This is a genomic window from Sphingobacterium sp. GVS05A (assembly GCF_019969845.1).
Classification (GTDB): Bacteria; Bacteroidota; Bacteroidia; order Sphingobacteriales; family Sphingobacteriaceae; genus Sphingobacterium.
On the sequence record NZ_JAHXYR010000001.1, the window covers coordinates 981864 to 996208 of the forward strand.

Sequence of the window (14345 nt, forward strand, 5' to 3'; positions counted from 1 at the left end):
TTTTTTTTCTAGATGATTCTGTATTTCTTATAGAACTTATTTCTTTTCTTCAATAGGTAAGCTTTCTTCACCTGAAGAAGAGTCCGATTCGCCTAAATTTGGAGCAGGCATTTTATCTTTTTTATAGTCGTAGTTTGCCCATATCAAGGCAACGGGCCAGAGAAGACCGCCGAATATCAATGAAAGTAAACACATACTTTTTATGGCACTTAGCTGTGGATGATTTTTCTTCTCCGCTATTTTTTCAGGATAAATATGTACTTTCCAAAACAGAAAAACTCCGGCAATAGGTAAGATAAATATGATAAGCCATGATGCTACATCTGCGATCGTGTCTTCGGCACCGCCAGTAGCGGCATGCGAAACGCTGCACAACAGTAACAAGCAAATTGTTGCGAATAATTTTTGCATGATAAAATAAATTTGGTGATAAAATCTCGGCAATATCAATTAAGATAAAGCCGAGCATCATGAAAACATGATTTAAAACGAGTCTTTAGTTCCATATTCTTCGCGAAGTACATTTCGCAAAAGATCAACATTTTCATGGTAAATCGTAGTTTGCTGCGGGCTTAAGACTTTGCTATTTTTCGCATTGCCATACAGGTCAAACGTTTTTGCCTTCTGAGATTGGGCATCTGCCGCATTAATTTCTAAAAGTGCGAATAAGGTTAAGACACCTATTCTTAAAATAAATTTGTTCATTTTGTTTTCGTTTTAAATCATACTATCTGTATAAATGGCTGTTTTACAGCTTTTTTGACGAAGCAAAATTAGAACGAATATAGGCTAAAAAAGTATTCTTAAGTTAGTTTTTTGGTGGCCGTTTTTTTTGTATACGGGCTGTTAATCTGGACAAAGAATTTGGTGTAATACCCAAGAAATTAGCGATATGCTTACGATTTGTGTTCCTTGTGATGTACGAACGGTTTTCTAGGAAAACCTCATAGCGGGCACTCGGAGAATCACTACACAGCTGCTCTGTACGGATACGTAAGGTATCAATAATAATTTTTAAGGATTTGACATAGAACTGGAAAATCCCTCTATGTTGAAAAGCTAAATCTTCAAATAGCTCTTTCGGAAATAGCAGTAACTGTGTATCCACAACAGCTTCGATGGTGTATTTTGTTTCCCGTTGGTCAGCATAATACTCAGGAATACTGGCAATAAAGGCATGATCTGCTTCCGAGGAGAAGAAAACATTATTTTCGGTACCATCATCCGAATAGAAATACCAACGTAATAGACCCGCCGTGAGCACAAAGACGGAATCAAACCGGTCATCCGTTTCCACAAGTTTGGTCTTTTTGGACAAAAATAGCGGTTTGCATATTTTGGACAATTCGAGGCGTTCATCATCATTCAGCTGCTGAAGGGATTCCAAATGTTTTAATATTTCCGACTGGCTCAACATCATCGTTAACGTATAAGTTCAAATTTAATAAAAATCGCTTTCATTTTAGTGAAAAATGGCTTATGCAATGCAATTGTAACAGGTATCTGTCTTATGTCCGATCTTTTTTACCTTTCTAGTCGATCTTTCTTCTTTATTTTAAATTTGCTCTTCAATAAAATGCCAGCAAACTCCAGCAATGTCAATAATGTTGACCTCTATACCATATGGTTGTTTTATTGGTAGTCCAATTTCTGGGATGCCAAACTTCTCTGAAAGTTTTTTTTGGGTTATCTCACTCCAAAAGGTATTCATATTTTCAATCTTAACCACTAGCATTAAATTTTGAGCGAATGTTTCATTATCATATTGCTGCAATATGAATTTGCAATTTCCATTTTGAAAACCGATAAGATTGTCCTCTTCCCATGCTATTGAAAAACCAAGCTCTTGGAACAATAGCTTTGATTTTTGAAAATCCTTGCCAGAAGGGATAAAGGGTTCAAGTGATAAAAAATCCATATGAAAATATTTATTCTGTTAAAAATTAGCTGTTTGGTGGTTTTTAATTTATAAAATAAAAAGGATTTTATAAAATACGATCACTAGTTTTCGTGTTTTTTTAACTATTTCCGTCGTACTCTTGTTGTCGGCTTCCAATAGAAGTAAACAGTGCAAATAAATATTCCATTAATGCGAATTGTAAACTGGGGCATTCGAATATTAAATTTTAATTATCAGTAATAAGAAATAACATACATTTAAGCAGAATTTGATTGTCGCTAGACCAGGAGGGAAGTCCGTATGGATTTTTTGGTTTGGACACTCCGTTTAAAAAATAGTGAATATTCAAATAGAAACTACGTTTGCGGTATAATGAAAACTTTGAATTATAATCGAAAAGGCAATGAATAATTTTTTCATAAATGAACTACAACGCCGTGGTCGGATAATTATCGGCATTATGTTGTCAATAATCATAATTCTTCCCATCATTTTTTTTATTGGTACTATGATGGAAACGGAATCTTATGGCAGGACACTTTTGGGTGAAGATCGTTATAATGCAAGGGTAATTGACAGTTATCTTTACGCCCTGGGATTTTTTTGCTGTTTGCTCTTGATGGTAATTCCAGCTATTCTTTTCATTAGAAAATATACCGATAATTATCGACAGTTTATCAAGACACTTTCTGAAAAAGACATGGAAAAGCTAATAAAAAACAACGACAAAGCTCCTTTTTATGAGAAATTTATGCCACCTTATATTGTAAAAGAAGATGCGGTTCGTTTTTTTACAAACCTGCAGCAAACGACCATTGCTTTCAAGAATATAATAAGCATTCATGTATCACAAACACATTACAAAGGGTATAATGCTACAGTGAAAATTCAAACCGCACAAGAAACATATCGTTTTCGTTTGAGCGGAAATGTTCTTAAAGTACTAAATTTAGTAGACGAAGCCCTGCAAAGCAATCCCCAGATAACTGTAAATAAAAATTGGAATGTAGTTTAAAATAATCCTGTATATAGATCTGTTGCAGTATCGCTCTACACAGCGAACCACCCATTGACTATAACGTGCAAAAGAAACCGGGTGAATTACCCGTTAAGAAAAGCTAATATTACGATTAGCTTTTCTTATGTAGCGGCTATTGATACCGGTGACGAAACGTTTTTAGGCGGATAAAGGAGCTGTTTTAGCTATTTTGTGTGTTGAGGGCCTTCTTGGCTTCTTCAAGTGTTACGGTTTTACCCAATGCACCAAATTCATGTAGATCGCCGAATACTTCGATACGGATAGACTGATTGATACCACCAATGTGTAATGGTTCAAAACCGCTATCTGTAATGAGTTCCTCTATTTGTTTATGGCTGTTTGTGCTGTCTGATGCATAGAAAAGAACCTTTCTTTTAGGTTCAGTAAACGCAGCTTCTGACAAAGAACTTGCTCCCAATGTACCGAATGTTTTTACAAAATGTGTTTCTTTTGGAATCAGATCCAACAAGACTTGACCGGCAGAAATGTCTTTGTCAATAATTTTTTTGAAACCTCCATTACCGTCAGGAGCAATGGGATTGGAAACATCAATAATTATTTTTCCTTTTAATTTTGATGCGTATTGACTTAAAAAATCCTTGATTTTGTCAAAGTAGATGGCCGGAATGATTACATCGGCATCTTCTATTGCTTTAGCTGTTTGTTCGGCTGTCGCTAGAATGCCTAACTCAGAAGCAAAACTTTGCGCTTTACTGATTTCGCGGGATGAAATAATAACGGGATGGTTGCCTTTTACAAGATTATAGGCAATTGCTCTACCAATGTTTCCCAAACCGATAATGGCGACTTTTGTTTTTTGACTTGTTGTGTTCATTGCTGTATGTTCTAAATGTTATTTGCCTTTATTGACAATACAAAGTTGTGGTAAACATTTCAGCTAAGCTTATAAGATAAGTTAAGAAATATCCTTAATATAGTTTAAGGGTAAAGCTATTTTTTAAATCTGTCATTCTTTATTTTACTCAGAAATTCGGGGGTTACGCCTAGATAAGAGGCAATTTGGGTATTTGGTAACCTATTGGCTAAATGTGGATATTGGGTAATGAAACGATCATACCTATCGAGTGCGGTGGAGCTAAATGCCTGCAATAATCGATTTTGAAGTTCGATATATTTATCTTCCATGATGACACGGAAGTTGCGGTCAAACTTTGGATGGTTGCTGTATAAGTACCACAGATCCCCTTTAGATATTTGTAATACGATAGACGGTTCGATTGCTTCTATGAACAATTTAGAAGGAAGTTCCTTGTGAAGGCTACCAATATCTGAAATCCAGTCATCTTCTGCTGCAAAAACAAGATTGTGTTCCACACCCTTATCATCCACACCATACATTTTAAAACAGCCACTTTGCACATAAGTAAAGTACTTACATACGTCTCCTTCTTGCAACAGGAACTGTCTGCGTTTTATTTTCCTTTCCGTAACACGACTCATCAAAGCCTGCTTCTCCTCATCATTAAGAGGAAGATACTTTTCAAAATGGTTTATTATATTTTCCAAATGATGATTGCTTTTTAAATTACTTCTAAATATACAAAAATGAAATAATTGGATCGAGTTCCGTCAAATCTTCTTTTGCGCCCTACTACCCAAATTGACGACCCTTCGTGTACACGGAGGCAGCAAGACTATAAAAACACTTTACGGGTTAATCCAATAGGAATCGAAGCCGCCTGAGGTCATTGTTTTAGTTGAATGCTAAACTAGGAATAGGATGTGGATTATGAGTCTGTGTCTCTTTTACTGCGATGGAAGATTTTTTTAAGATTTGTCGGCATTCTTTTTGACATAGATCATCTTTATGAACCATCAAAAAAATAGAAATTTGGTTAGCTTTTCAATAATGGAAAGTCTACAAGACTAAATTAATAATCATGGAAATAGGAATAGATAGTTTTATTGCCACTGGCGCATATGATGACGGGTTGCGTCCTGAGGAAAATATGATGGCTATGGAAGCTTTGTTGTCAAAGATAGCGTTTGCGGATCAGGCCGGATTACATATTTTTGGGCTGGGAGAGCATCATCGAAAGGAATTTTTGGATGAGTCTCCTGCAGTAATATTGGCAGCAGCGGCAGCAAGGACTCAGCATATTCGTCTAACGAGTGCGGTTACCGTACTAAGTGCGGCAGATCCTGTTAGGGTATTTCAGGAATATGCAACATTGGATATTATTTCCAAAGGCCGGGCTGAGATTGTAGCCGGAAGAGGGTCATTTATTGATTCATTTCCTTTATTTGGGTTCAATACCCAAGATTATGATGCACTTTTCGAAGAGAAGATTAAATTGCTTCTTGAAATCCGTGATAATGAAACTATAACCTGGAAGGGGAAATTCCGCCCAGAGCTAAAGCAACAAGCCATTTATCCAAGACCAGTGCAGGAACAGCTGCCCGTTTGGATAGGAGTAGGAGGAACTCCGCAATCTTTTATACGCGCTGGAGCACTGGGGCTTCCATTGATGGTGGCCGTTATTGGAGGTGAAACCCACCGTTTCCGCCCGCTGATAGACTTATATTACGAGGCCGGAGAAAAAGCTGGACATGCTAGGGAGAAACTTAAAGTAGGACTACATTCATTAGGCTTTGTAGCGGATACAACAATGAAAGCGAAGAATATTTACTTTCCAGGATACCAGAAAATGATGGGTAAGATCGGCAAAGAGAGAGGATGGTCTACTCCTACACGAGAAATGTTTGAGGCCCAGGCCGACCCCACAGGTGCGTACGTTATTGGTAATCCCGAAGAAGTCGCCGAAAAGATTTTACGACATAGTGAGGCATTGGGTGGTATATCAAGATTTACGTTTCAGATGGACAATCCAGGACTTAGTAAAGAAGATATATTCAAAGCCATTGAATTAATCGGGACAAAGGTAATTCCTATGGTAAATCAATCCTGATTATTTTTTGACTGCTCTAGAACGGATTCTGCTAATGGTTTCTTGCGTAATACCTAAATACGATGCAATCATGCGTTGTGGAAATCGCTGCACAAATTCAGGATAGTTATCAATAAGCATATTATATCGTTCTTCAGCTGTCATACTTATGGCGGCATTGATTCTTTTTTGGCTGGCAAAAGAATAATTTTCATCCAACTGGCGTATGAGTTCACTCATTATCGGAAGGGAGAATACTTCTTCTGCGGCTTTCTTTGTTAAGATCAGTAAATCAGTAGCTTCACAAGCCTCAATATTGAAGGAAGAAGGAGTGAGTTTTGCAAAACTCTCGCGATCGACGACCCACCAGTCTTCAATATAGAGGCTCATTATGTGTTCGGTACCCTTGGTATCTGTACTGTATTTTTTCATGGAGCCTTTGACAAGAAATCCAATATGGTTACTTACATCACCTTCCTGTAAAAAGATCTGTCGCTTTCTGAGTTTATGCGGTACAAAATTGTTTTTGAGAATGTTAATTTCACTCGCTGCCAAAGGTCTTGAGACCCGCGAATTGATATATTCGATTAAAGTGTTGTACATTAGTTATTATTTTATCGAACTTAAAGGTAAATATACTGAAAATATGAATCCTTCATAAGTCCCCTATGATGAAATTAGCTTAGCTAAAAGTCCTTCTTTCGAATCCTGATACCGTTAAACAAGAAAAGCTAATCTTGCGATTAGCTTTTCTCTTTGTGATCCCGCTGGGATTCGAACCCAGGACCCATACATTAAAAGTGTATTGCTCTACCAGCTGAGCTACGGAATCCTACTTCTTTTTTGAACTATCGTTCCTTGTTTGAAGTGATGCAAAAGTAGGGCTTTAATCCTATTCTTGCAAATTTTTTTGGCTTAAAATCATAGCTGTCTGCTTAAAAAGCTGATTTTAAGCCAAAAAAATTAATCATTTTCTAATTCCATAATTTCCTCAGCTAATTGCTCCCATTGCTCTTGATACTGGGTTAATTGGGCCTTAGCTGAATTGTACGTGCGAGTAGTTTCCTGTAGCTTAGTCGCATCCGAATATACAGCTTCATCAGCCAGTTTCAATTCTAAATCTTTGACCAATATTTCCTGTTCTTCGACTTTTTTCTCCAATGCAGCAAGCTCTTTATTCTTTTTGCTCAGTAATCGTGTCCGGTCTTCAGATGGCGCTTGTTTTTCTTTTTTGACCTTTGGCTCTTCTTTGACTTTTTTCTCCGGTTTTACCTCTGTTTTTACAACACGCTTAGCAACCCATTCTTCATATTCCTGATAGGTACCCGGATATTCTTTGATTTCCTTGTCCTCGATATACCAAATTTTATTAGCCACGTGATCCAAGAAATAGCGGTCGTGGGAAACAACGATAAAAGTTCCTTCGAACTGTTGTAGGGCCTGAATCAAAATATTGACCGACTGCATATCCAAGTGATTGGTAGGCTCATCGAGCGCTAGGAAGTTGGCGTCTGCGGTCAATGCCTTAGCAAGGGCTACACGGGATTTTTCACCCCCAGACAATACTTTGATTTTTTTAAAGGCATCGTCGCCTGTAAATAGGAAACAACCCAGTATCGAACGCAATTCGGTCTCGGTATGTTTTGGTGCAAAAGCCTGCAGTTCAGCCAAGATCGAGTTTTCGAGGTGAAGTGCCTCCAGCTGATGCTGTGCAAAGAACGTTTGCGACACATTGTGCCCATGTTCCGATTTCCCCTCAAACTCGTTATCTGCGCCTGCCACAATACGGAGTAGGGTAGACTTACCTTTTCCGTTTGCTCCGATCAAAGCAATCTTATCACCTTTTTCAATAATCGCAGAGGTATTTTTTAAGATCTCCAGGTTCGGATAAGATTTAGAGATATTGTCTAATGTCACCACATGACGACCCGAAGGTTTTGAAAACTTAAAGCTAAAGTTGACCGTTGGATTATCGTCATCCACATCTTCAACTCTCTCCATTCTATCCAAAGCTTTAATCCGGGATTGTGCCATTTTCGCTTTGGATGCTTTGGCGCGGAAACGCTCGATAAGTCGTTCTTCCTGTTTGATCTTAGCCTGTTGATTTTTGAACTGGTTGGCCTGTAGCTCGTTTCTCAACTCCTTTTCTTCCAAGTAAAAGCTGTAGTTACCTGCATAAAGTGTTAATTTTCCTTTACGCGACTCCACCGTCTTTTTGATGATGCGGTCCAGAAAATACCTATCGTGTGATACAATGACGATTGCCCCATCAAATGCCTGTAGGTAGTTCTCAAGCCACTTGATGGAAGGTAAGTCCATGTGGTTGGTCGGCTCATCCAATAGTAGAATATCCGGTGTCTGCAATAAAATTTTCGCAAGCATCACACGCATACGCCAGCCCCCGGAAAATGTAGCCAGTGGCCTTTTTTGTTCTTCTTCCGAAAAACCTAGACCCGCAAGGATTTCATGCGCTTTGAATTCAAGATTATAGCCATCCAGCGCTTCAAATTCCAGTTGCCTATCGCTTAATCTATTGAGAATATCGTCCGAATAATCTGTTTCTAATTTCGCAAGTAAGTCTTCGATTTCGGCATGTAGTTGATTTTGGCGTTCAAACGCTTCCATAGCGACATATAGAATGCTTTTATCCGAATGGTAAGATAATAAGTCCTGGTTTAGGTAACCGATCTTTAAATCTTTTGCCATGGAAATTGTTCCCGAAGTTGGGGCATATTGTCCAACGATCAAACGCAATAAGGTAGATTTCCCGGCCCCATTGGCGCCAATTAAACCTACTTTATCACCTGGTTTGATGTGCCAGTTTGCCTCATCATACAACGCACGGGATCCTATTTCAAATGTTAAATTATTTATTGATATCATTTCAAATGCAAAAGTACAAAAGTAATGAATATTTCTTCTTGTTTGACTAACTTTGCAATTATGTATAAATTAGTCAAACCTATATTCTTTACAATGAATCCGGAGATGGCTCACCATAAAGTGACCAGCGGATTGAATGTCTTCTCAAAAATTTGGGGTGCCAAGCAATTATTGAATACTATTTTTACAGTAGAAGATCCTCGCTTGGAACGTGAGGTATTTGGACTGAAGTTTAAAAATCCAGTAGGCCTTGCGGCAGGCTTCGATAAAAATGCCGAATATATCTCCGACATGACTAATTTAGGTTTTGGTTTTATTGAAATTGGAACCGTCACTCCAAAACCACAACCGGGGAATGATAAACCACGTATGTTTCGTCTCGTACCAGATGAAGCGCTAATCAACCGCATGGGGTTCAATAATCAGGGCGCGGACGTCGCTGCAACCCGATTGAAGAACCTAAAAGACCGAAAAGGACTTTTGATCGGTGGTAACATCGGAAAGAATAAAGTGACACCAAACGAAGAAGCGGTAAACGACTATATTTATTGCTTCAATGCACTCTTTGATGATGTAGATTACTTTGTTGTCAATGTCAGTTCGCCAAATACTCCGGGCTTAAGGGATTTGCAGGAAAAGGAGCCCTTAAAAAATATATTAAACACACTACAGGATCTGAATAAAGCAAAACCGACTCCCAAGCCAATTCTGCTTAAGATTGCACCTGATCTAACAGATAGTCAACTGGATGATATCGTTGAGATCGTCATGGAGACACAGATAGCGGGAGTTATCGCGACCAATACCACGATTTCAAGAGAAGGCTTAAAGAGCCAGCAGGAATTGATACAAGAGGCCGGAGGGGTGAGTGGACGTCCGCTGACCAAGCGTTCAACTGAAGTGATCCGCTACCTCAGCGAAAAATCCAACAAAGCATTTCCGATCATTGGTGTTGGTGGTATTCATTCAGCCAAAGATGCTATTGAAAAACTTGATGCCGGTGCCAGTCTTATTCAGGTCTATACCGGATTTATTTATGAAGGTCCGGGATTGATCGCAAATATCTGTAAAGGTATACTACAGACAGGACGATAATCAAAGACCATGGCAGTAGATTTTAATTTAAAAGATTTTTTGGATAAAAAGGTTGATGAATATAATCAACCTAATTTTATTCCCAATGATCCCATATCCATTCCACATCAATTTTCAAGCAAGAATAATATTGAGATTACTGGGTTCCTAGCGTCTATAATGGCTTGGGGACAACGTAAAACTATTATCAATAAGTGTAATGAGCTGATTGAAAGAATGGACGGCGCGCCTTATGATTATATCATGAACCATAGCGATCAGGACCTCAAGAGTCTCCTTGGTTTTAAGCATCGTACATTCAATGATACGGACATTCTTTATTTCGTTGCTTTTTTTCGGTACCACTATAGCCACTTTGCGTCTTTAGAAGATGCTTTTTTGGTAGGGCAGGAGACCGTAAAAGAGGTGGATTTGGAACAGGCGCTGAATGCATTTAAAACCTATTTCTTTTCGCTGCCGGACTATCCGCACCGGACGCGTAAACATATCAGTAGCCCGGCCCAAAAATCTACTGTCAAGCGTATCAATATGTTTTTACGCTGGATGGTCAGAAAGGATAATAAAGGGGTTGATTTTGGAATTTGGAACCGCTTGTCACCAAAAGATCTCATCTGTCCCTGTGATGTCCATGTTGAACGTGTAGCGCGAAAATTTGGACTGATTACCTTGGAAAAAGTCAACTGGAAGACCGCACAAGAGTTAACGGGCAATCTTCGTCTATTGGATCCCAATGATCCGGTAAAATATGATTTTGCGCTTTTCGGCTTGGGGGTAGAACGGGAATTGTAGGGGCATATAATCAACGGGTACTCTAAGTGACAAACCGGTACACTTAGCATACTGAATAATCGAAATAATCATGTGTGGGATAGTAACTATTGATTGATATTAAACAAAGCGAAAGGTGCTTTTCTCTTACTTTATCTGTACTTGGTCTATAGCGCTGATACGTTGCAAATAGGTCTGTAAAAGTTTTAAAGAAAAAGCCCGTATTTTTAGGATACGGGCTTTCTTTATTTTCAACTGGTTGGATTAAACAAGCTGGTCAATCTTAATCAGGAGGTCCACCAAACGATTGGAATAGCCAAATTCATTGTCATACCAACCCACAACTTTCACTAATCTACCCACAACCGAAGTCAATTGCGCATCGAAAACACAAGAATAGGGATTATTTATAATATCAACAGACACGATTGGGTCTTCTGTATAAAACAATACCTGCTTTAATTCGTTTTCCGCTGCAGCTTTAAAAGCTTTGTTGATTTCTTCTACCGTTGTTTCTTTTTCTAACGTACAGGTAAAATCTGTTAACGAACCATTCAGCACAGGAACACGTATACCCGCTCCACCCAACTTATTCTGTAGATGTGGAAAGACATTGGTAATTGCTTTGGCGGCACCTGTCGTTGTCGGTATGATAGCCGAAGAGGCCGCACGCGCCCGTCGCAGATCTTTGTGTGGTGCATCATGTAGGTTTTGATCTCCTGTCATGGAGTGCACTGTGGTGATATATCCGTCTTTTATCCCCCAATTGTCATCCAATATTTTAACCATTGGGGCGACGTTGTTGGTTGTACAGGAGGCATTGGACAGGATCGAAGCCGAGAGATCGACAGCATTATCGTTGATCCCCAATACGACTGTTGCAATATCCTTATCTGTTGGCGGAGCTGAGATAATAACTTTTTTCGCACCTGCTGCTAGATGAAGCGTTGCTTTTTCACGGTTCGTAAAATGCCCTGTAGATTCGACAACAACATCAATATGCAAGGATTTCCAGGGTAGTAGGGCCGGATCTCTTTCATTGGTCACCAAAATAGAATGGCCATTCACGATAATATGATGTTCATCGTGTGTGACCGTGCCAGAGAATGGTCCATGTACCGAATCATACTTGAATAAATGGGCCAAAGTCTTGGTATCAGCCAAATCATTGATGGCGACCACCTGCAATTGATCAAAAGCATCGCGAAGAAAAATATTACGTAATGTATTTCTCCCGATACGTCCAAATCCGTTTATCGCTATATTGAGCATTTCAGCTTATTTATGAAATTGGCTTATCGCCTCATTGATATTTTTCTCACCTTCCCAATGTGCTTTTAGTTTTCCATCAGCACCGTAGACATAATTTGCTGGGAACTGTGAAGGAACATGTATGTTTTGGATAAAGGTTTGATCTTTGTCAATTAAGACTTCCACATTGGATGATTTGGATAGCTTTGGTGCGAAGCTATCGAAGAATCCTAATACCAATGCTGGATCATTCATGGAAATATAGAAAATATTGACATCTTTTATGCGATCAATATTTTTTTCGAGTTCAGTTGCTTCATGCTGACAATGGCTACATCCCGGATCGAATAAGATGAAGACTGTATTCTTATCTTTAGCAAGATTCTCATTGCTGACACGTATGCCGGATCGAAGTTGGTAAAAAGTGAAATTAGGAAGAATTGCAGCCGGACCAGAAGACTGGGTAGGGGCAGCTTGCGCATGATCATGACCGGTGTGGTCGTGAACCGCATGGTCATGATTTTCTGCGGTACTACTTTCTATACCAGCTGTCTTTTGATTGCCCTTGTTGTTACATGAATAAAGCATGCCCGCCGCGAGTACAGCAGTTACTCCTAAGATTATTTTTTTGTTCATAGACTACCTTTGATTTTAAACCAGTTTTAGTGATTTGTTATTCTTTTTCAGGCGCGCTAGCAGAATATATTTATACCGTTCAGCTTGAGCTGAAGATAGATCATTCCACAATGACGCCATCGAAGAACCAAAACTATAAAAAAAATGGGATTATGCAGTGTCCAAACTCAAGTTATGACAGTTTACTGGTTATCATCTTTGATGCTTCCCACTGCAATATGTCTCCTAATTTTATGCTATTCCGTTGTATCTGTGGTGTTGCTGGGACTATTGGGCTCTATCAAAGTCGTAGATTGTATAATTTCCGGTGTACTTCGACCAAATTCATTGCTATACACCTTGAGTAAGACTCCTACACAGGATAGAATAAGTGGACCAAATATCAATCCTAACATACCAAAGAGATTTAATCCCAATAATACACCAAAAACGGTTATTAAGGGATGGACATCTCCAAGTTTTTTCAAAATTGTAAAGCGAAGAATATTATCAATACTTCCAATAATAATGATACCATAAAGTGCTAACCCTATCGCGTTACCGGATTGTCCATTTGCTAACAAGAATACGGCCGCGGGGAGATAAACGACCATCGTGCCCAAAATAGGGATTATAGTGGCAACAGCTGTTAGAATACCTAAAAAAATGGGGCTTTCCAAGCCAAAAAACCAGTAGCCTAAGCCCGCGACAATACCTTGGCAGATCGCGAGGATTGGAATACCAATGGCATTTGATTTAACCATCATATCAAATTCTTTCCACAATTCAGCTTTACTCGCTTCGGAAAATGGAATAGCATTGTATATACCCTGTTCTAATTTTTTGCTGCTGACCAACATAAAGTAAAGTACAAATAATGCGACTAAAACATTTACGCCTACCTCAGCTACGGAATTTAGGATGTTGGGGATAAACTTGGCCGCTCGTTGAAGAGCACCCATCAATGCCGTGTCCGATAGATCGATGTTGCTGAGATATGGGCTATCTTTGAAATAGGTTTTAATGGAATCAAATTTTTCCATAATCTCATTTTTATTGCTGATTGCATCAGTCACTTGCGGCACCATATAGTTGATCAAGAGATACAATGGTCCGACTAGAAATATAATCGTAAGCAAGATTAACAATATACTCGCGACGGATTTGTTCCATTTTTTCTCTTCTGTTAATTTGAAATTGATTTTTCGGAAGAGGACATATAATGTTATCGCGCCCAAAAAGCCGGGAAGATAGTAGAATAGACTCGTAAATATCAAAATGCATATCAGCAAAATAATGATGATAAGCATAATCTGGTTAATGGAGTTGTTGTTTATCTGTTTGTATTTCATGTGTCTGGAATAAGTACCGCTTTAATTTCTATTTTACGTATGACAATATTTTTTTATAAATGTTTTATATCGTTAAATTAAACTTACTTTTTTAGAATTTCAATGATTTTTTTAATTTCTTTTTAAGGACAGTAAAGCGAGAGAGTAGGGCCTTGAAGATCACCCGAATGGATAGAAATGTTTATCTGGAAAATGGTCTCTTTTCCTCTTGAAGAATAGCGATAGATGAAGTATAACAGCATCGACCAGATACAGGTCATAGTAGAGATAGGGCAAGAAATTTCCTTGCCACCTGAACCATATAAATTTTTCACCAAAAACTAATTCTGGTTCTGCGGCATTAAAATATCCTTTAAGATACGCATGATATCATATTGCTTGACAAAAAGCATTGATGAAGTCGTCCGATGTTCAGTGGATTGATTGTTGTCTTCTGTCGCTAAATAAATTGTCGATTTAGCTGTTTTATGAAAAAAAGGATGAGACCTTTTTCCTTTTCGGTTATTTGAAAATAAGCCCATAATCTTTTGTTT

General features: G+C 38.5%; 16 protein-coding genes and 1 tRNA gene. 4 read left to right on the plus strand and 13 right to left on the minus strand.

Annotated features, from left to right (window positions below; genetic code table 11):
• Positions 1 to 36 precede the first annotated feature (36 nt).
• The 4 genes from LC454_RS04210 to LC454_RS04225 form a co-directional block, all read right to left on the minus strand.
• Positions 37 to 411, minus strand: a complete 375-nt coding sequence (locus tag LC454_RS04210) for a DUF3302 domain-containing protein (protein WP_223579901.1) — start codon at positions 409 to 411, stop codon at positions 37 to 39.
• Positions 412 to 483: 72 nt separating this feature from the next.
• On the minus strand, positions 484 to 705 hold the full coding sequence (locus LC454_RS04215; RefSeq protein ID WP_223579904.1) for a hypothetical protein: 222 nt from the start codon (positions 703 to 705) through the stop codon (positions 484 to 486).
• A 103-nt stretch (positions 706 to 808) separates the two neighbouring features.
• Complete coding sequence (locus LC454_RS04220; RefSeq protein WP_223579907.1) at positions 809 to 1420, minus strand: Crp/Fnr family transcriptional regulator; 612 nt, start codon at positions 1418 to 1420, stop codon at positions 809 to 811.
• Positions 1421 to 1555: 135 nt separating this feature from the next.
• A complete protein-coding gene (locus tag LC454_RS04225; RefSeq protein ID WP_223579909.1) occupies positions 1556 to 1918 on the minus strand; it encodes a hypothetical protein in 363 nt (120 codons plus the stop codon).
• Positions 1919 to 2303: 385 nt separating this feature from the next.
• Here LC454_RS04225 and LC454_RS04230 point away from each other — a divergent pair, with 385 nt between their 5' ends.
• On the plus strand, positions 2304 to 2915 hold the full coding sequence (locus tag LC454_RS04230; RefSeq protein WP_223579912.1) for a hypothetical protein: 612 nt from the start codon (positions 2304 to 2306) through the stop codon (positions 2913 to 2915).
• 184 nt (positions 2916 to 3099) lie between these two features.
• On the opposite strand, the gene LC454_RS04235 is transcribed toward LC454_RS04230, so the two are convergent.
• Both LC454_RS04235 and LC454_RS04240 read right to left on the minus strand, forming a co-directional pair.
• Positions 3100 to 3774, minus strand: coding sequence for an NADPH-dependent F420 reductase (locus LC454_RS04235; protein WP_223579915.1), 675 nt, complete (start codon positions 3772 to 3774; stop codon positions 3100 to 3102).
• Between the two features lie 116 nt (positions 3775 to 3890).
• On the minus strand, positions 3891 to 4466 hold the full coding sequence (locus tag LC454_RS04240) for a Crp/Fnr family transcriptional regulator (RefSeq protein WP_223579918.1): 576 nt from the start codon (positions 4464 to 4466) through the stop codon (positions 3891 to 3893).
• 374 nt (positions 4467 to 4840) lie between these two features.
• Here LC454_RS04240 and LC454_RS04245 point away from each other — a divergent pair, with 374 nt between their 5' ends.
• On the plus strand, positions 4841 to 5869 hold the full coding sequence (locus tag LC454_RS04245; protein WP_223579921.1) for an LLM class flavin-dependent oxidoreductase: 1029 nt from the start codon (positions 4841 to 4843) through the stop codon (positions 5867 to 5869).
• On the opposite strand, the gene LC454_RS04250 is transcribed toward LC454_RS04245, so the two are convergent.
• The 3 genes from LC454_RS04250 to LC454_RS04260 all read right to left on the minus strand — a co-directional run bounded on the left by LC454_RS04250 (position 5870) and on the right by LC454_RS04260 (position 8731).
• Positions 5870 to 6451 carry a Crp/Fnr family transcriptional regulator gene (locus LC454_RS04250; RefSeq protein WP_223579924.1) on the minus strand — a complete coding sequence of 194 codons (582 nt, stop codon included), beginning with the start codon at positions 6449 to 6451 and terminating at the stop codon, positions 5870 to 5872. It lies immediately after the preceding gene.
• A 156-nt stretch (positions 6452 to 6607) separates the two neighbouring features.
• A tRNA-Lys gene (locus LC454_RS04255) sits at positions 6608 to 6680 on the minus strand.
• A 131-nt stretch (positions 6681 to 6811) separates the two neighbouring features.
• Entirely contained in the window at positions 6812 to 8731 is a 1920-nt protein-coding gene (locus LC454_RS04260; protein ID WP_223579928.1) for an ABC-F family ATP-binding cassette domain-containing protein, read from the minus strand.
• Between the two features lie 60 nt (positions 8732 to 8791).
• Here LC454_RS04260 and LC454_RS04265 point away from each other — a divergent pair, with 60 nt between their 5' ends.
• Together LC454_RS04265 and LC454_RS04270 are read left to right on the plus strand one after the other, a co-directional pair.
• Entirely contained in the window at positions 8792 to 9826 is a 1035-nt protein-coding gene (locus tag LC454_RS04265; protein ID WP_223579930.1) for a quinone-dependent dihydroorotate dehydrogenase, read from the plus strand.
• 9 nt (positions 9827 to 9835) lie between these two features.
• Complete coding sequence (locus tag LC454_RS04270) at positions 9836 to 10615, plus strand: TIGR02757 family protein (protein WP_223579934.1); 780 nt, start codon at positions 9836 to 9838, stop codon at positions 10613 to 10615.
• A gap of 243 nt (positions 10616 to 10858) precedes the next feature.
• On the opposite strand, the gene gap is transcribed toward LC454_RS04270, so the two are convergent.
• From gap to LC454_RS04290, 4 genes are all read right to left on the minus strand, one after another.
• Complete coding sequence (gene gap / locus LC454_RS04275; RefSeq protein ID WP_223579937.1) at positions 10859 to 11866, minus strand: type I glyceraldehyde-3-phosphate dehydrogenase; 1008 nt, start codon at positions 11864 to 11866, stop codon at positions 10859 to 10861.
• Positions 11867 to 11872: 6 nt separating this feature from the next.
• Positions 11873 to 12481 carry a TlpA family protein disulfide reductase gene (locus LC454_RS04280; protein WP_223579940.1) on the minus strand — a complete coding sequence of 203 codons (609 nt, stop codon included), beginning with the start codon at positions 12479 to 12481 and terminating at the stop codon, positions 11873 to 11875.
• 236 nt (positions 12482 to 12717) lie between these two features.
• Positions 12718 to 13812: an AI-2E family transporter gene (locus tag LC454_RS04285; protein ID WP_223579944.1), complete on the minus strand. Its 1095-nt coding sequence runs from the start codon at positions 13810 to 13812 to the stop codon at positions 12718 to 12720.
• Positions 13813 to 14132: 320 nt separating this feature from the next.
• On the minus strand, positions 14133 to 14333 hold the full coding sequence (locus tag LC454_RS04290; protein ID WP_223579947.1) for a hypothetical protein: 201 nt from the start codon (positions 14331 to 14333) through the stop codon (positions 14133 to 14135).
• Positions 14334 to 14345 lie beyond the last annotated feature (12 nt).